The sequence below is a fragment of the Neobacillus canaveralius genome, assembly GCF_047237705.1.
Taxonomy (GTDB): Bacteria; Bacillota; Bacilli; order Bacillales; family Cytobacillaceae; genus Neobacillus; species Neobacillus niacini_K.
In genome coordinates this window covers 4055296-4072989 of record NZ_JBDFLL010000001.1, presented here as the reverse complement: position 1 = coordinate 4072989, position 17694 = coordinate 4055296, and the positions used below count along the sequence as shown (strand labels likewise).

Annotated in this window: 14 protein-coding genes; 11 read left to right on the top strand and 3 right to left on the bottom strand. The window is 37.0% G+C overall.

Annotation, left to right across the window (positions count from 1 at the left end; translation table 11 throughout):
- Nucleotides 1-25: 25 nt before the first annotated feature.
- On the bottom strand, nt 26-787 hold the full coding sequence (locus tag ABC255_RS20195) for an IclR family transcriptional regulator (RefSeq protein WP_412996332.1): 762 nt from the start codon (nt 785-787) through the stop codon (nt 26-28).
- A gap of 145 nt (nt 788-932) precedes the next feature.
- On the opposite strand from ABC255_RS20195, the gene ABC255_RS20190 reads away from it, so the two are divergent.
- From ABC255_RS20190 to ABC255_RS20155, 8 genes are all read left to right on the top strand, one after another.
- Nucleotides 933-1823, top strand: a complete 891-nt coding sequence (locus tag ABC255_RS20190) for a dimethylarginine dimethylaminohydrolase family protein (RefSeq protein ID WP_412996331.1) — start codon at nt 933-935, stop codon at nt 1821-1823.
- A gap of 17 nt (nt 1824-1840) precedes the next feature.
- Nucleotides 1841-2602: a dimethylarginine dimethylaminohydrolase family protein gene (locus ABC255_RS20185; RefSeq protein ID WP_412996329.1), complete on the top strand. Its 762-nt coding sequence runs from the start codon at nt 1841-1843 to the stop codon at nt 2600-2602.
- A 44-nt stretch (nt 2603-2646) separates the two neighbouring features.
- Nucleotides 2647-4056: an amino acid permease gene (locus ABC255_RS20180; RefSeq protein ID WP_412996327.1), complete on the top strand. Its 1410-nt coding sequence runs from the start codon at nt 2647-2649 to the stop codon at nt 4054-4056.
- 118 nt (nt 4057-4174) lie between these two features.
- Complete coding sequence (locus ABC255_RS20175; RefSeq protein WP_412996325.1) at nt 4175-5800, top strand: M20/M25/M40 family metallo-hydrolase; 1626 nt, start codon at nt 4175-4177, stop codon at nt 5798-5800.
- 147 nt (nt 5801-5947) lie between these two features.
- Nucleotides 5948-6583 (top strand): DNA-3-methyladenine glycosylase, encoded by a 636-nt coding sequence (locus ABC255_RS20170; protein WP_412996323.1) that lies wholly within the window; start codon nt 5948-5950, stop codon nt 6581-6583.
- Nucleotides 6584-6718: 135 nt separating this feature from the next.
- On the top strand, nt 6719-8122 hold the full coding sequence (gene thrC / locus ABC255_RS20165; protein WP_412996322.1) for a threonine synthase: 1404 nt from the start codon (nt 6719-6721) through the stop codon (nt 8120-8122).
- A gap of 121 nt (nt 8123-8243) precedes the next feature.
- Complete coding sequence (locus tag ABC255_RS20160; RefSeq protein ID WP_412996320.1) at nt 8244-8594, top strand: hypothetical protein; 351 nt, start codon at nt 8244-8246, stop codon at nt 8592-8594.
- Nucleotides 8595-8758: 164 nt separating this feature from the next.
- Nucleotides 8759-11281, top strand: coding sequence for a GH39 family glycosyl hydrolase (locus ABC255_RS20155; protein ID WP_412996319.1), 2523 nt, complete (start codon nt 8759-8761; stop codon nt 11279-11281).
- A 46-nt stretch (nt 11282-11327) separates the two neighbouring features.
- Here the strand turns inward: ABC255_RS20155 and ABC255_RS20150 are convergent, their stop codons facing one another.
- Both ABC255_RS20150 and ABC255_RS20145 read right to left on the bottom strand, forming a co-directional pair.
- A complete protein-coding gene (locus tag ABC255_RS20150; RefSeq protein WP_412996317.1) occupies nt 11328-11720 on the bottom strand; it encodes a C-glycoside deglycosidase beta subunit domain-containing protein in 393 nt (130 codons plus the stop codon).
- A gap of 1 nt (nt 11721) precedes the next feature.
- A complete protein-coding gene (locus ABC255_RS20145; RefSeq protein WP_412996315.1) occupies nt 11722-12741 on the bottom strand; it encodes a sugar phosphate isomerase/epimerase family protein in 1020 nt (339 codons plus the stop codon).
- Between the two features lie 354 nt (nt 12742-13095).
- On the opposite strand from ABC255_RS20145, the gene ABC255_RS20140 reads away from it, so the two are divergent.
- The 3 genes from ABC255_RS20140 to ABC255_RS20130 all read left to right on the top strand — a co-directional run bounded on the left by ABC255_RS20140 (nt 13096) and on the right by ABC255_RS20130 (nt 17326).
- Entirely contained in the window at nt 13096-13884 is a 789-nt protein-coding gene (locus ABC255_RS20140; protein WP_412996313.1) for a sugar phosphate isomerase/epimerase family protein, read from the top strand.
- A gap of 21 nt (nt 13885-13905) precedes the next feature.
- On the top strand, nt 13906-15000 hold the full coding sequence (locus ABC255_RS20135; RefSeq protein WP_412996311.1) for a Gfo/Idh/MocA family protein: 1095 nt from the start codon (nt 13906-13908) through the stop codon (nt 14998-15000).
- 79 nt (nt 15001-15079) lie between these two features.
- Nucleotides 15080-17326 carry a glycoside hydrolase family 3 N-terminal domain-containing protein gene (locus ABC255_RS20130; protein WP_412996309.1) on the top strand — a complete coding sequence of 749 codons (2247 nt, stop codon included), beginning with the start codon at nt 15080-15082 and terminating at the stop codon, nt 17324-17326.
- Nucleotides 17327-17694 lie beyond the last annotated feature (368 nt).

Here is a 17694-nt window from a genome sequence, read left to right as displayed (position 1 = left end):
TACAAAGATAAATATTTATGTTTCCTTAATGGTTTTTTTTCGTATGGATATAAAGTTTATTGCCTAGTTTTGCTGATATGCGCAAGCCGTATTGGATAACCTTTTCAATTAATAATTGTATTTTTTCATCTGTTTGGTTGATGTCAACGTAACCAATACTTAATGCTCCTATTAATTCGTTGGAGTGATTGAATATGGGAGCCGCTACAGAGGAAGTGCCTTTGGTTTTTTCTCCGTGGCTTTCCCCAAAACCTCTTTGCTGAATGGTATTTAGCTGTTGTAAAAACGAATCGGTTTCTTCGTTCGGGACTAACTCACTTATGACTTTTAAAGCCTCGTCACTATTCATATGGGCCAACATCACTTTATTCGCAGCTCCGATATTCATTGGGATTCTGATTCCCAACTGGTCATAAATCCGGATCGGATTATGCGGGCAATCGATTCTTTCGATCACTAAAGCTTCTAAGCCAATAGGTTTACTGAAATAAACACTTTCCTCCACCTCATGCATTAATGACTCCATTTCAGGGCGGATCATCCCGACAAAATCAAAGGTGTCATACATTTGTAACCCATATTCCAGCCAGGAATACCCCATGGAATAGAGTTTTAGATTCGGATCCTGCTGAATTAATCCATGTTTAATCATGGATTGTAGAAGACGATGCATGGTGCTTACAGGCAAGTCACACTCCTTTGATAAATCTGTAATCGAGAACCATTTTTTAGTATCGCTTTGCGCTAGAACTTTAATTACTCGCATAGCTCGATCAATTGTCTGCAATTTATTCAACCCCAATCATTATGTTTATCAAATACGAATAGAAAGGAAAAAATATTTTTCAGTAAATTCAAAATTCATTGACAAGTATTTCTAATTTTAATAATATCATATTATAAGTTTCCATTAAAAGAAAAAGTTTTCCACTATGCGGAAAAAGGAGGTTGAAAACTTGTTATCATCCATGCATAAAAATCTTAACAAGGTAATTTTAAAACATCCAAAGGACGCTTTTATCAGTCAAGAGCATTTAAGAAATGAATGGAAAAAGTTTAATTACATCAATGAACCGGACTACATAAAAGCAGACAATGAATTTGAACAGTTTCATGCGATTATTAGAGAACATGTGGCTGAAATTGTATTTTTACCTGCTTCAGGGACAGTAGGATTAGACTCGCTTTACACCCACGACCCTGTGAAATTCACGAAAAATGGGGCCATTATTTTAAAGTCAGGAAAAAAATTACGTCAACCAGAGGCAGAGGCTTATAAACAATTTTTACTAGAACAGAAGATTCCTATAGTTGGTGAACTAACAGGGGAGGCGGTGGCTGATGGTGGAGACCTCGTCTGGCTCGATGATCAGACTTTATTGATTGGACGTGGTTATCGTACAAATGATGAAGCCATCCGACAAATTAAGGAAATGACAAAGGATATGGTTGAAGAGTGTATTGTTGTTCAATTACCGCATGACCAGGGAGAAGAAGAATGTCTTCATCTTATGTCATTCATTAGTATCGTAGATGAGAATCTGGCAGTGGTTTATTCAAGGCTCATGCCAGTATTCCTTCGGCAGCTGCTAATCAAGCGAGGTTTTCAATTAATAGAGGTATCGGATGAAGAGTATCACCGCCTGGGCTGTAATGTTCTTGCGCTCGCACCAAGAGTCTGCGTGATGGTTTCAGGGAATCCGTCAACAAAGGAACAATTACTTGCAGCAGGCGCAACTGTTTATGAATATGAAGGAAATGAAATATCTTATTTAGGAACGGGGGGACCTACATGTCTAACATGTCCAGTAGCAAGAGGTTAAAAAAGGAGGCTAGTATCATGTTTAAAAATACGATTGTTAAAATACCCAGCGAAAGCTATGTCAATGGGTTAACTACTTCTGATTTAGGAAGACCTAATTTCGAGATTGCATTAGAACAGCATCAGGCCTATTTAGACGCGTTGAAAAAATGCGGTACAACCGTAACAGTCCTACCTAGTAATATTGAATTTCCTGACTCAACTTTTGTAGAGGATACAGCGGTATTGACACCTAATTTCGCTGTCATTTCGAATCCAGGGGCACTTTCCCGGAATGGTGAAATCCATGAAATGGAACCTGTACTTAAATCATTCTATGAATCTATTTATTCTATTAAGGCTCCGGGAACACTTGATGGGGGTGATATCCTTCAGATTGAAGATCATTTTTATATAGGAATTTCTGCTAGAACTAACCATGACGGCGCTAAGCAATTAAAAACAATTCTAGAATTAGAAGGGTACAAAGGTACGATTGTTGAGCTGGAGAAGTTCTTTCATTTAAAAACAGGCATTGCTTATTTAGGAAATCAAACGATTGTGGTCGCAGGGGAATTTATTGATCATCCCGAGTTTAACCAATATCAAAAAATAGTTGTTCCACCTGAAGAGGAATACGCAGCAAACTGTATCCGTGTGAATGATAATGTCATCATCCCTGCAGGCTATCCTATAACAAAACAAAAAATTAATACTGCCGGATTCCAGACAATCGAACTCGAAATGTCTGAATTCCGTAAGCAGGATGGAGGATTAAGCTGTTTGTCACTGCGATTTTAATTAGATAAAGGGGTATAGCTATTTTAAGAGGGGTGGGAGAGGCAATGGAAACAGTTAATCAGGGAAGTCAGGAAAATCAATTAAATCGTTCCATGAAGCGCAGACATTTATTTATGCTTTCATTAGGGGGAGTTATTGGAACGGGATTGTTTTTAAATGCTGGTTATACCATTAATCAATCGGGGGCAGGCGGTGCACTAGTCGGGTATTTGTTTGGCGGGATCATTTTGTATCTGGTCATGGTCTGCTTAGGTGAGCTCGCTGTCTATATGCCTGTAACAGGTTCTTTTCAAACATATGCCAGTAAATTCATTAGTCCTTCTGCCGGGTTCTCTTTAGGATGGATGTATTTTATTGGGTCGGCTACGACGGCTGGAGTTGAATTCACCGCCGCGGGGATCCTCATGCAGAGGTGGTTCCCAGATGTATCCGTCTGGATATGGTGTGCGTTGTTTATATTGTTGTTATTCGGACTTAATGCTTTAACAACAAGAGGTTTCGCCGAGGCAGAATACTGGTTTGCCGGTATTAAGGTAATTGCTGTTATTTTCTTTATCATTATAGGTGCCGGAGCCATATTTGGAATTATTCCTCTCGAAGACAGACCTGCTCCATTATTAGACAATCTAGCTCCATCTGGATTATTTCCAGCAGGAATCGCCATTCTTTTTGTGACGATGATGAATGTTATTTTTTCTTACCAAGGATCTGAATTAATCGGAATTGCTGCCGGAGAGAGCGAGGAACCTTCTAAGAATATCCCCCGTGCCATTCGCAACGTGTTATTTAGGATCATTGTCTTTTATTTGGCTTCTATTATTATTTTATCTGCGATTTTTCCAACAGAAGAACTCGGTTTACTAGAAAGTCCTTTCGTAACTTTAATGGATCTTGCTGGAATCCCATTTGCACCAGATATTATGAACTTTGTTATCCTGACAGCGATATTATCAGTAGGAAACTCTTGTATCTATGCTTCAACACGTCTTTTGTGGGCCATGGCTCATGAGGGAATGGCACCAAAACGGTTTGGGAAACTTTCAAAACGGAAGGTTCCATTTAAAGCTCTAGTTTTTACGATGATATTTTCACTATTATCACTTTCGACTAGTGTTATTGCTGCAGATACAGTTTTCGTTCTATTAATGTCTGTTGCCGGAATATCCGTGACCATCTCCTGGATCGGAATTGCGCTATCTCAGTTAATGTTCCGGCGCAAATATTTACAGGGCGGTGAAAAATTAGAGGAACTGCAATACAAAGTACCATTTTATCCTCTAATTCCAATCGTATGTATCGTATTTTGCGTATCTATCCTTATATTCCTGGCATTTGATCCAACACAACTAATAGGACTCCTCATCGGACTAGGATTCTTAGCAATATGCTATATATTCTATTTCATCAAAAACAAACAAACCAAAGCAAACTCAGAAACGAATATCAAAGGATAACATGGGTGACAAACATGGGTGACAGGCACCGCTCGTGGACAGTGTCCACCTGAGGTGGACACTTCCTCCCCTCTGATGGGCACTCAGTTGTGGAATATTGGTAAAGGGGAATAAAATTATGGAACAACTTAGGTGGGGAACACCGGATAGGCTGCGGAGTTTGTTGTGTGAACTAGTGAGCTGGAAGAGTATGACGTTAACCGAGGGGGAGCGGGAGTTTCCAAGTAAGGTTCAGGCAAAATTACAGGATTTGCGGTATTTTAAGGAGAATCCCGGTCATTTAGGTCTTCATGATGCTGATTTGGACCGGCGATTCTTAACGGGGTTATATAAGCATGCTTCTTCAAAGGAAACCATTGTATTACTGAGTCATTTTGATACGGTAAACACTGAGGAGTATGGGGACCTGGAGGAGTATGCCTATCAGCCGGAAGAATTGACGAAATTACTAATAAATAGAATTGATGAACTGCATGGAGATGCACATAGAGACCTCTTATCTGGTGAATATTTATTTGGCCGGGGCACCATGGATATGAAGATGGGACTGGCAATGCATATGGGGTTACTGGAAAAAGCAACGGTCGAGAAATGGCCGATAAATCTCCTGCTGCTCACAGTCCCTGATGAAGAGGTAAATTCATCCGGTATGCGTGCAGCGGTAACTAAACTGCTTGAATTAAAAGATCAACATAATCTGAGTTATAAACTTTTCCTGAACGGAGAGCCGGTATTTACCCAAGAACCGGGTGACAGAAGTTTTTATGTTTATTCTGGATCCATTGGTAAAATTATGCCATCTGCCCTCTTTTATGGAAAAGAAACACATGTTGGTGAACCACTCAGCGGCATTACAGCGCCATTTATTGCCTCATTTTTGACTCAGAGAATGGAGTGGAATTTGTCTCTGCAAGAAAAAGTAAATGGCGAAACTACGCCGCTACCTGTTACCCTTCAGCAGAAAGATTTAAGATTGGAATACTCTGCTCAAACGCCTTTTCGTTCTGCAGCATTATATAATGTGTTTCTAATGAAGAGGACTGCAGACGAAATCATGGAGATTTTTGAAAAAGTTGCCATCGATGCTGCAGAAGCTTGCAATCAGGCATATAAAGAGGTTTGTTTGAAGCACTCTGTGCAGCCGGTTGGCAAAGTCCGTGTTTTGCGTTACGAGGATTTACAAACACATGCGATTCGTAAATTCGGTGTGGATTTTGTGGAGGAAATAAAGGCCCAAGTAGAGGAAATTCAAAACTGGGATGACCGTGAAAAATCAATACGAATAGCAGACAGTCTGATGATTGAATGTCAGGAGCTTGCTCCTGCAATCGTCTTACTCTATGCACCTCCTTATTATCCGGCTGTTAATTCATCTGATGATGACCTCGTCAAGAGCTGTTTCCAGTTTGTTAGGGACATAGGTCAGAGAAGATTTAAATTACCTGTAAAACAAGTGCATTATTTTAATGGAATCAGTGACTTAAGCTATGTGAACTATCATGATGAAGGGGAAGGGTGGACTGCATTTAAAGCAAATACGCCCGTATGGGGAAGCAGTTACTGTATACCTTTTGATGACATGACCCAGCTTCGTGCACCTGTCCTAAATGTCGGCCCTTTCGGAAAAGATGCACACAAACGAACAGAAAGACTGCACATAAAAAACTCTTTCGAAGAGGTTCCATATTTAGTTGAGGAAATGATAAAAATGATTATTAAAAGCATGTGTCAATCTGTCCATTGATTTAAAGCAAATGGCACCTTCCGCACAAGAGGGTGCCATTTAACATTTTCCCTTAAAATAAATCCTTTCTATATATACTTATTTTTAAATACTCCGCCTTATAATGGGGAAAACAATAAGAAAATAATCTTTATGGAGGCCACTGTCATGGGAGAATTCCCAAAAGAAATCGTTCCACTACCTCAGGAATTTTATGAACAATCTACCCTGGAACTAGCAAAGGCATTGCTCGGGTGCCTCCTGGTAAAAGAAACAGATTTGGGAACAGCTGCAGGATATATTGTAGAAACAGAGGCATATATCGGTCCAAGTGACAGGGCTGCGCATAGTTACAATAACAGGCGGAGTGCAAGAACGGAGGTCATGTTCCATCGTTCAGGGCTTGCCTATACCTATCTCATGCATACCCATTGTCTTTTCAATGTGGTTAGCGGGGGTGAAGAAAAACCTGAAGCCATATTGGTCCGTGCTATAGAACCAAGTGATGGTATCGAGCTGATGAAAACCAGGAGAGAAATTCAAGACCTGGATAAATTAACAAATGGTCCTGGAAAACTGACAAAATCATTAGGCGTCACAATGGCTGATTATGGCAGCTCACTTACAAGTCCACCTTTATATATAGCTAAAGGTTACTTTCCGGAAAGCATTTCAATCGGGAAAAGGATTGGAATCGACAACGCTGGAGAAGCCAAGGATTATCTATGGCGTTTCTGGATTACCAATAATAAATTTGTCTCAAGACATCAAAAATCTGAATATGTCATTAATAGAAATGATTAATGAAAATTCTAATAATAATTCATAGACTATTCATTCAATTATGTTAAAATGGAATTTATATTTTACTACTTTAAATTAAAGCAATCTCTCACTTAAAACTGAGACAATAAAACTTTTAATATACTGGAGGCAGCTATGAACTTTGTTAGTACACGCGGCAATGTAAGTAAAATTGGTTTTATCGACACAGTCCTAATGGGACTGGCAAATGATGGAGGACTATTAGTCCCGGAGAAAATCCCGCAGATTCCTGTAGAAAAGTTAGAGGCAATGTCTAAGTTAACGTATCAGGAATTAGCATACGAAATCTTTTCCTATTATGTAGATGGTGAAATTCCAGACAATGACTTGAAAGAACTAATCGAGAAAAGTTACGCAACCTTCCGTCACCCAGAGGTTACACCTGTTCAAAAGCTGACGGATAACATGTATGTTCTAGAACTATTCCACGGCCCAACCTTTGCTTTTAAGGATATTGCGCTGCAATTCTTAGGAAATTTATATTCCTATGTATCCAAAAAGACAGGGGAGTCGATTCATATTCTCGGTGCCACTTCAGGGGATACCGGCGCCTCTGCGATTGAGGGTGTCAGAGGGAAGGAAGGAATCCGTATTTGTATTTTGCATCCACATGGCAAAGTAAGTAAGGTTCAAGAATTACAAATGACGACAGTTGATGACAAAAGTGTGTTGAATTTAGCTATTAAAGGAACATTTGATGATGGTCAAAGAATCATTAAAGAATTGTTTGCAGATGTTGATTTTAAAAACAAATATCATATGCGTGCGATCAATTCAATTAACTTTGTTCGGATCATGGCGCAAACGGTTTATTATTTCTATGCGTATTTCCAAGTAAAAAAAGAGAGTGATTTAGAGTCTATTAACTTTAGTGTCCCAACAGGGAACTTTGGAGATATCTTCGCTGGATATCTTGCAAAGAAAATGGGTCTGCCGATTGGTAATCTCATCGTTGCTACCAATGAGAATAATATACTAGAAGGGTTTATCCATGATGGAGTGTACGAGCCTGGTGAATTCCGCAGCACATTCAGCCCTTCAATGGATATCCAAGTAGCTAGCAATTTTGAGCGCTATCTATATTACTTGCTTGGAGAAGATCCAAAGGCCGTGTCGGACTTAATGGAGAAATTCAAGTCAGAAGGAAAAATTGTTGTAAGCGATGAGCTGCTCCATAAAGTGCAACAGGATTTTGCGGCACACGGAGTTAAAGGGGAAGAATGCTTGCAAACGATTAGTAAGTACAATACAGAAACCAGTTATTTACTAGATCCCCATACTGCTTGTGGGGTAGCTGCATACGAAAGCTGTAATAATCCTGGTGAGGTTTGTGTCACATTATCAACTGCTCATCCCGCAAAATTTAATGAATCCATTGAGCGTTGCGATATTCAGCAGACATTCCCTGAACAAATCAGTCAATTGTTTAATAAACCGCAGCATGTAAAAGTGGTTGAAGCTGATAAAGGTGAAATAGTTCATCATTTAGAAAAGCTTTTTAGTTTTACGACAAAATAAATCCAAAAATTGCGCACTTTCCACATTGGAAGGTGCCTTTTTACATATTAAAAGCAGACGACATAAAAATAGAATAGGCTTGCCTGCTTTGGATAAAGTAACACTAAAAGAGTAAAAGTAGGTGTTTTTTCTGAAATTTCTTGTACTTGGTGCAATTATTTTTGGTGCTATTGTTTTTTCATTATTACCAATTTTATCTGCACATTTTTTCCAACCAACTTTAAAAGACAGCATTAGATTTAATGTATATTTTCTTCCTCTTTCTTTTATAGGAAACATTGTCCTATCTTGGGGCTTCATTCAGGGCAGCAGAGTATTTGGAAATACGGTAATGCTGGGTGGACTTCAAACTGGGGTATATGCAGTTGTTGTTACCTTACTATCAATTTTGTTTTTACAGCAGAAGATATCAATTTATTCCATTGTGGGTCTTGTTCTAATTGCAATTGGGACAATTTTTTTAAATAAGTAACGTCACATTTAAAAGCTTAGTTCATACAGAACTAGGCTATTTTATTTTTTTAATCATGATATTTAAATGAAAATTAAAATATTTTGTCGAATTTTAAAATGTTAATATGTTATATTAAGAAATAGTAGTTTTTAAAAGTACAGCTTGTTATGGAGGGGATGGAATTGGTTGGTTCGCATACTTTCCAATCTTCAATAGATTCGAAGTTAGTAACGATTTCAGTGATGAACAACAAGAGTAACCTGGAACATGCCCATAGAGAAATAGAATTGATTTATATGATTAAGGGTAATTTACAGGTCAAAGTAAACAATAAAATCTTTCAAATGAATAGTTCTGATTTTGTATTGGTCAATTCTAATGAATTTCATTCTTTCCAGTCTGATAAAGATAATTTATTTATTGTTTTCCAGTTCAATTACTTCGAGTTAAGTTCACTTCTAGCACAAAAAAATCTAGTATTCACTTGTAATTCAGTCGAACACGATCACTCTGCCAATCCCAAATTAAGAAAAGTGATTGAAGACTTGTTAACGGTTTATATGAAAGTAAACCATTTTTCGCAGGTTGAATACTTAGAAAAAACCTATAAGTTCATTTCATTGCTTAGAATGAATTTTTTACAGAATCAAGGTCAAATGCTGCTTACTACCTCAATTAAAGGTCAAAATGATCGATTAACAGAAATTATAGATTATATTCAAAGTAATTATCGAGAGCCTTTATCGTTAGAGGAAGTGGCGAGTATCCATTATCTCTCGATTCCATACTTATCAAAATATTTCAAAAAACAGACAGGAAAAACTTTCTCTCAATACTTAAATGAAATTCGTTTGGCCCATGCTGTTAACGAATTAGTTAACTCTGACAAACCAATAACAAGAATAGCATTAGATAATGGATTTCCCAATTTAGCTTCATTTAATAGAGTTTTTAATGAAAACTACCAGTTAAAACCAGTTGAATACAGAAAACAAATGTCAGGTAAAACAGAGAAAAAAGACTCTACTAATGATACTAGCAATCTAGAAACAAATGAAGCCCTTACTGAGTTACGCGATTATCTTAAGAGTACCGAGGAAAAAAGTGCTCAATCCATTCCTGAATCCAGAAGTAATGGTGATACAGAAATCGTTAAAATTGGTAAAACAGATGCTTATATAAAGTATTGGAATCGATTACTTAATATTGGATATGCAAAAGATTTATTGAATTCGGATATGCAAGAGCAAATCACTCTCTTACAATCGGAAATTGGGTTTACCTACGCGAGATTTTGGGGATTGTTTGGTGATGATATGCTTTTAGAAGATCGCTCTGGAGGAACCGTCACTTACAATTTTTCAAATGCAAATAAATTATTGGATTTTCTAATTAAAAATAAATTAAAACCCTTTATTGAATTGGGTCCAAAACCAAAAATTATTCAAAAAGCCATTGGTGAGACCCTTGTCGTCCAAACGATAAGTGAAAGGACACTGTCTGAATGGCACAATCTCGTGATGGCATTTTTGTTACAATGTATCGAGCGTTATAGTATCGAAGAAGTCGAGACTTGGTACTTTGAAATGTGGCGTCCAATGGATGAATTTAACAGTGAAACACAGGAAGAAAAAGAATTTTTAGAAAAAATTAAGAATAATCAAATTCAAGAGCCTAAATATAGTGAGTTCTTTAAAATATTTAGTGAATTTAAAAAGACTGCGAAAGAACTGGTTCCTGGTGCAAAGATTGGCGGATGTGGTTTAAGCATGGATTTAGAAGGAGACAAACTGGATTTGTTACTGGAACAATGGAAACAGGAAGAAATTCAGCCTGACTTTCTCTCCATTTATCTTTATCCAATTGAAATAGATCGTGATAAATATCGGGTTCCGATTAAAAATTTACATTCTACTAATCCTCACTATGTTTTAAATAAGTTGAATGATGTAAGAAAATCATTGAAAAAAGCTGGGTTTGAAAATTTAGAACTTAACGTTACGGAATGGAATATTAGCATATCTAATCGTAACTATCTTAATGATAGCAGCTTTAAAGCAGCTTACATGGCAAAGAATATTGTTGAAAACTTGAATCAAAATCAAGTGAAAATGATGGGATACTGGTTATGCTCTGATATTTTTAGTGATTTTCGAGATTCGAAAAACATTCTTCATGGTGGTGCGGGACTGCTAACGAAAAATGGCATCAAAAAACCGAGTTATCATGCATTTGTACTGTTAAAACAATTGGGTGAGATTTTAGTAGCAAAAGGTGAAAATTATATTGTTACCAAAAAATCCGGCAATCGCTATCAAGTATTATGTTTTAACTATAAACATTTTAATTATTCTTATTACCTGCATCCTGAGGGCAGTACAGGTCTCCACGAGCAATATGAAATTTTTGAAAATAATGAGACTATGAACCTTTCATTGGAATTACAAGGTATTGCGAATGGGAAATATCGTGTGAAAGAACTAAAACTGAATCGTGATCATGGTAGTATACTAGATGAATGGTTGAGATTTGGTGTGGTGGATGACATAAAAGCGGATGAAGTGGATTATTTTAAGCAGATCTGTGTTCCTTATATGAAGGTTGAGCATTCCCTTGTGGAGGATCATTCGATTGTTTTGAAAGGCGAACTTCAACCCCATGAAGTGCGGTTGTTTGAACTTAATTTGCTATTTGGAGAACGTTAAAAAGAGGGTAAAAATCGTTAATCGATTTTTACCCTCTATCATTTTATTAAGCTATCTCAACTGTCCTTACTTTACGTCCTGCTAAAGGAACCGGAATATATGCCGTACGGACAACTACATCTAAAGCAATCTCATAACTTCCCGCAGATAACCCGCCGTCTTTGAGTACTCTTACGATTAATGGTTCTCCATATTCCCATTTATAGGAAGTGACAGTTTCCATTTCATCTAACGTAAACCAATCTTCTGCATCAACAGAGCATCTAATATCCTCACGTACAACCTTTACACCATCTACCTCAACCCCAATATCATTTACCATGGATAGTGGAATACCCCGATAATAGGTAATATTGGTCTTCAATTCAAACCCTGTCACATGATCAGCTTCTACTATATTTTTACAAGTGTTTTCAAGGAAAACATTATTATCAAACATATTAATATACCTCCTGACCTTCTAATTCTTTAATTACGCTTCGAATAAGCTTCTGATGTGCTAAAACCTGCTCTTTTTCCTTCATTGGGTGTCCAGGAAGCACCCAACGGTTTCCTTCATATTCGGTAGATACATAACCATCGTAGCCTTTATCATGCAAATATTGCAGAATGCCTTTATAATCAATGGAAAATTCTTCTCCTGTTTCCGTCATTTCAAATAACTTAAAGTGGAAATGTTTGATGTAAGGCATATATTCATCTAAAACACTGAAGGGTTCATTTTCATATCCATCTGCCATATGGGCAAAGAAGTAATCAGCATCGGACTTCATTAATTGCTTCAATTCAGCAGGAAATCCGCCATTTACAAGATAAACTTTTCTTGGATCTTTTCCTTCGTCGAAAATATTATTGATATAATCAATTACTTCCTGGCGTGTTCCTAAATGCTTACAATATTCAGCCATTACTCTAGGCAGTCTGGTGCAGAAAATCCCTGTATCAATCACAAGTCCTACATAAGGAGAATTTAATCTCTTCATTTCTTTAATAAAATCTTGTGTTTTCTTAACATCGAAACTCAAACCAGCATGGATTTCAAGTGCCAAAGTGACTTTATATTTTTCAGCATATGGCAATAATGGTTCGATTACAAAAGCGGGTACCATGGACACCAAACGAATCAGCTTAATCCCTAATCGACTTGCAAGTTTAATTTCTTCAATTAGTAAATCAACACACTCTTTTTTCGTTAATTCCCGATTTTTGTATAAGTTTGTATTTAAGAAGACGTCAGCAATAACTGGCTTCATTTTATAGGTAGATACTAATCGATCCCATTCTGCTAAAGTTTGTTCCGAAGGATGTGGTGCGTTATGCATCATCTGATCGGGAATGATTTCAATTCCTTCAACGGAATTCTCTGCTAAAAATTTGAAGATATCCTCTAGGCTCATACGCTTATTTAAATATTCATCCTGCAAACTATACAAACTTACGCATGTTTTTAATTTGCTCATTAAAAAATCTCCCTTCGTCTTTTCTTATTTGATGTGTTTTACATATGTATCATAACCTGTGTTCTCCCCCATTCCTTTTCATTAATTATCTTAGTAGATAGATATTTTCGTCTCATTTTCGTTTCTTTTTCTTAATGAGTAATAGAGGTTAAAAATAACAGTTAAATTTTTAACCTCTTCATTATTTTGATATGTTATGAAAACAAAATGAATTAAAATCTATAATAAATTGGTTAACAGCTGGGGAGATGAGTATAAACAAATTGATTAAAATAAGATTGTAAGCGTTACTTAAAAACAATTTGTTATATAGATGGGAAGACCAATAATAAAGATGAAAAGAGTGGATTAAATATGATGCAGCTTGGAATTATTGCCACACCTACAGAGGAAAGTTTTCAAAAAGCAAAGCGAAAAGGACTTGATTTTATTGAAGTCTGTGTGAATGAAGGTCAAGATGTAGACGTTTTTTCTCGCAATCGAGATAATCTAAAAAGATGGAAAGATGAATACGGTGTTGCAGTTGCCTCTATAGGAAGATGGAAGTCTTTGCGCATTGATGAAAAGGGAAGCGTCATAGAAGAAGAAGTAGAGAGATGCTTTCGATTGATTGATGTGGCAGAAGAATTAGGATGTACCAATTTTGTAAGTGGATGTAATTATGTCGAGGAATTATCCTTTTATGAAAACTGTACAGCAGCAATAAACTTTTTCTCACTGCTTATTGACTATGCTAAACCAAAAGGAGTTAAAGTCTCTACTTACAACTGCCGAAAAGTAAACTATGTCAATACTCCTGAGGTATGGAAAATCGTTCATGGTCATCTAAAAGACTTGGGCATTAAGTTTGACCCATCTCACAGCCGATATTTTGGCGGAGATTACCTGCAGGAAACCTTGGATTGGGGAGAGCGTTTTAATCATGTGCATTTAAAGGGTTCTATGATCATCAATGGTCAAAGAGTGGATGATCCGCCAGCAGGTTTGGATCAAACAGATTGGAAAACCTTCCTTTCATTATTAAGAGTAAAAGGCTATACCGGGGGCTTAAGTATCGAACCGCATTCACCGGTTTGGACGGGTGAACTTGGTGAAAGAGGAATCGATTTTACAATCGAATACATGAGGAAGCTTGTATTTTAGATATAAAGGAGAGGATTAGACATGAATAATCGAAAATTGAGATATGGGTTAATAGGTGCCGGGAGTAATGCGGAAAGAAAACATTTAAATAATTATATGAATCTCCCTAATATTGAATTAGTCTCCATCTGTGATGTGAATATTGAAAATGCCAACAGATTAGCTGATAAATATAAGATTGAAAAAGTTTATAGCAATTATAAAGATATGCTTAATGCTGAAGAATTGGATCTTGTAAGTGTTTGTACACCAAACTACCTGCATGCTGAAATTTCCGTTTATGCCCTTGTAAAGGGAGTAAATGTTCATTGTGAGAAACCATTAGCAATAAATGCAATCGAAGCTAAAAGAATTGTTGAAGCTAAAAATAAATCAGGGAAAAAGGTAATGCTTGGCTTAAATAACCGCTTTACAAATGAAGCTGTTTACCTGAAGAAATATATTGATGGTGGCTACCTAGGTGAAATATACCAGGCAAAGGCTGGCTGGATTAGAAGAAGTGGTATACCGGGCAGAGGCACTTGGTTTACCAATAAAGATTATGCCGGCGGCGGAGTAATGATTGATTTAGGTGTTCATTATCTTGATTTAGCCATGTACCTAATGGGTATGCCAGAACCTTCCTATGTGACCGGAGCCACTTATAATAACTTTGATCAAACGACTACACGTAATCGAAATGGATATAAGGGAAATCCAAATGGTATTTTCAATGTAGAAGATTCTGCCATGGGTTTTATAGGTCTTAAAAATGGAGCAACTGTAAATTTTGAATTCAGCTGGGCCTCCAATATTGAAAAAGACAAGCAGTATGTAGAAATACTAGGAACAAAAGGTGGAGTTTCTCTCATCAATGGTGAGTTGAAGATTCATTCTGAACTGCTGGATACGTGTGTTGATATTTCTCCAATTTTGAATCCAAATATTAAATTAATGAATGAATTTGAACATTTTACTAATAGTATCCTATCAGGTAGTACGTTAATCGCTCCTGCTGAGGATGGGGTTTATACGATGAACATTATTGATCATTTTTATCAAGCTGCAAGTAAAAATGAGCCTGTTTTTTTCGAAAAAGATAAAAATAATATTCTACGACTCTCTTCATCGTTTTGATGAAAAAGTATCCTCTAGTAGATTTATGCAAGCTCTACTAGAGGATACTTTATGTATTTTTATATAAAAGTTGAAAGGAATGATTATAGTAATGGTAGAAATGGCTATGCAGGAAAAAATGATAGTTGAAGATCAAGAAAGTAAAATAAATGAATTAATTGGTAAAATGACTTTAGAAGAGAAGGTTGGTCAATTAACACAAATAGTTCCATCCCTTTATGGTGCATTTGAAGTGATTATAACAAAATTAGTTGAAGGCGAGATTTCCTATCAGGAATTTCAAGCGATGGAGAAGAATTATCATAAGGATGAAATAAGAGAAGGTATCCTTGGCTCAATGGGTGGAGTGACAGGAGCAGAAATCTCTAATGAATTACAAAAAATAGCTATAGAGGAGTCAAGACTTGGAATTCCAATGCTTTTTGGCTTGGATGTTATCCATGGATATAAAACCATTTTTCCCATTCCGCTTGCAGAAGCGTGTAGTTGGGATTTGGATTTGATCGAGAAAACAGCAGAAATTGCGGCAAAAGAGGCATCGGCTGCTGGAATTCATTGGACCTATGCGCCGATGGTAGATATAACCAGAGACCCGCGTTGGGGACGAATTGCAGAAGGTGCAGGAGAAGATACTTATTTGGGCAGTTTGATTGGAGCTGCGCGAGTAAAGGGGTTTCAAGGCGATGACTTATCTGGCTCTCAAAGGATTCTGGCATGTGCAAAGCACTTTGCTGCCTATGGGGGAGCTGTGGGCGGTCGAGATTACAATACAGTGGATATGTCGCTTCAAACACTTCATGAGGTTTACCTGCCTCCTTTTGAAGCAGCTGCAAAAGCAGGTGTCGGAACATTTATGAGTGCATTTAATGATTTAAATGGAATCCCGTGCACAGTTAATAGCTACCTTTTAACAGATGTCTTAAGAGAACAATTAGGATTTAAAGGCTTTGTTGTTAGTGATGCAAATTCTATAGCGGAAGTGGTAGTTCATGGGGAATCCGTAGATCGGAAGGAAGCTAGTAAGAAGGCATTATTGGCAGGCCTAGAAATGGATATGAGTCACGGTACGTACCAACAGGATTTACCAGAACAAATCAAAAATGGTGATATACCTATAGATGTATTGGATGAAGCAGTTCGACGTGTCTTACGTGTGAAATTCCATTTAGGACTATTTGATAACCCATATAGAACGAATAAAGATATGGAAGAAAAGACTCTGCTTGCTCCTGAACATGTTGAAGTGGCTAGAGAAATGGCGCAACGATCCATTGTATTGTTGAAGAACGAGGACAAGATTTTGCCATTAAAGAAGAATCTTAAGAAAATTGCTGTTGTTGGTCCATTAGCTGATAATCAAAAGGAAATGTTGGGTACATGGGCTATAACAGGTGATCCAGAAGAGGTAGTTACTGTTTTGTCCGGAATCCAATCTGCGGTTGATAAGGATACAGTAGTCGTCTACTCAAAGGGCTGCGAAGTAATAGGGAATGAAAATATGGACTTTGATGCGGCAGTACAATTAGCAAATGAATCTGATGTGATCGTTGCTGTCGTTGGTGAGAGTGCTGACATGAGCGGAGAAGCTTCAAGTCGTATGGATCTTAACTTACCTGGCAGACAGGAAGATTTATTAAAGGCGTTGCATCAAACAGGAAAACCGTTAGTTGTCGTCCTCATTAACGGAAGACCTTTAACGATTCCTTGGGCAGCTGAGAACGTATCTGCCATTGTGGAAGCATGGCAATTGGGCACCAAGAGCGGTAATGCGATAGGTGATGTTTTGTTTGGAGACTACAATCCAAGTGGTAAACTTGTAGCTACATTTCCTTATTCAGTTGGACAAGTGCCAATCTATTATAATCATCCTAAAACAGGAAGACCGGCAGGTAAAATAAAATTCACATCAAAATATATAGATGGTCCTTCGGAGCCATTGTATCCTTTTGGTTTTGGATTAAGTTACACAACGTTTGAATATGAAAACCTTCTTATTTCGTCTTCTGAAGTTACGAAAGAGGGTAAAGTTACAGTAAATATAGATGTAAAAAATACAGGCGGCCGTGCAGGAGAAGAAATAGTCCAGCTTTATATTTCTGATGTTGTTGCAAGCAGAGTAAGACCAGTTAAAGAGTTAAAAGGATTTAAAAAAGTAGCGCTTCAGCCAGGGGAGTCAAAAACCGTTTGTTTTGAGATTGAGATCAAGAATCTTGGTTTCTACAATGAGGCAATGGAGTACATTATTGAACCAGGTTTATTTAACGTTTTTGTCGGTCCTAATTCGAAGGAAGGGCTCGAGGGAGAATTTACACTAGTTGGAAATTAATTTATTTAATAAATAGTTTAATTTTAGACGCAACCATTTAATTTATTATTAATGGTTGCTTTTTTTTGACTACTATTTGTTCAGTTAAGCTAGTTAATAATGTGATAAAATGCTAGAAAATAGTCAATATGACTATAAATACTTAATAAATTCCGAATATTGGAACAGTAGATTAAAAATCACAGTTAAATTTTTATCCTAATATAAATGAAAGCCCTTTAAATATGAAAGAGGTTAAAATAATAGAGTTATATGTTTAATAATATGAAGGCGTTTGCATAAAGGGTCAGATAATATAATGGTAACAGTAGCTACTGTAATGAAGAAATATACATGTTGGGGTCAGTACTTAATACTAGGAGGAGAAA

What these genes read in the sequence shown, in the direction of transcription:
- ABC255_RS20190 (WP_412996331.1), top strand. Translation starts at nt 933, where the DNA reads ATGCGGAAAAAGGAGGTTGAAAACTTGTTATCATCCATGCATAAAAAT.
- ABC255_RS20185 (WP_412996329.1), top strand. Translation starts at nt 1,841, where the DNA reads ATGTTTAAAAATACGATTGTTAAAATACCCAGCGAAAGCTATGTCAAT.
- ABC255_RS20180 (WP_412996327.1), top strand. Translation starts at nt 2,647, where the DNA reads ATGGAAACAGTTAATCAGGGAAGTCAGGAAAATCAATTAAATCGTTCC.
- ABC255_RS20175 (WP_412996325.1), top strand. Translation starts at nt 4,175, where the DNA reads ATGGAACAACTTAGGTGGGGAACACCGGATAGGCTGCGGAGTTTGTTG.
- ABC255_RS20170 (WP_412996323.1), top strand. Translation starts at nt 5,948, where the DNA reads ATGGGAGAATTCCCAAAAGAAATCGTTCCACTACCTCAGGAATTTTAT.
- thrC (WP_412996322.1), top strand. Translation starts at nt 6,719, where the DNA reads ATGAACTTTGTTAGTACACGCGGCAATGTAAGTAAAATTGGTTTTATC.
- ABC255_RS20150 (WP_412996317.1), bottom strand. Translation starts at nt 11,720, where the DNA reads ATGTTTGATAATAATGTTTTCCTTGAAAACACTTGTAAAAATATAGTA.
- ABC255_RS20145 (WP_412996315.1), bottom strand. Translation starts at nt 12,741, where the DNA reads ATGAGCAAATTAAAAACATGCGTAAGTTTGTATAGTTTGCAGGATGAA.
- ABC255_RS20140 (WP_412996313.1), top strand. Translation starts at nt 13,096, where the DNA reads ATGATGCAGCTTGGAATTATTGCCACACCTACAGAGGAAAGTTTTCAA.
- ABC255_RS20135 (WP_412996311.1), top strand. Translation starts at nt 13,906, where the DNA reads ATGAATAATCGAAAATTGAGATATGGGTTAATAGGTGCCGGGAGTAAT.
- ABC255_RS20130 (WP_412996309.1), top strand. Translation starts at nt 15,080, where the DNA reads ATGATTATAGTAATGGTAGAAATGGCTATGCAGGAAAAAATGATAGTT.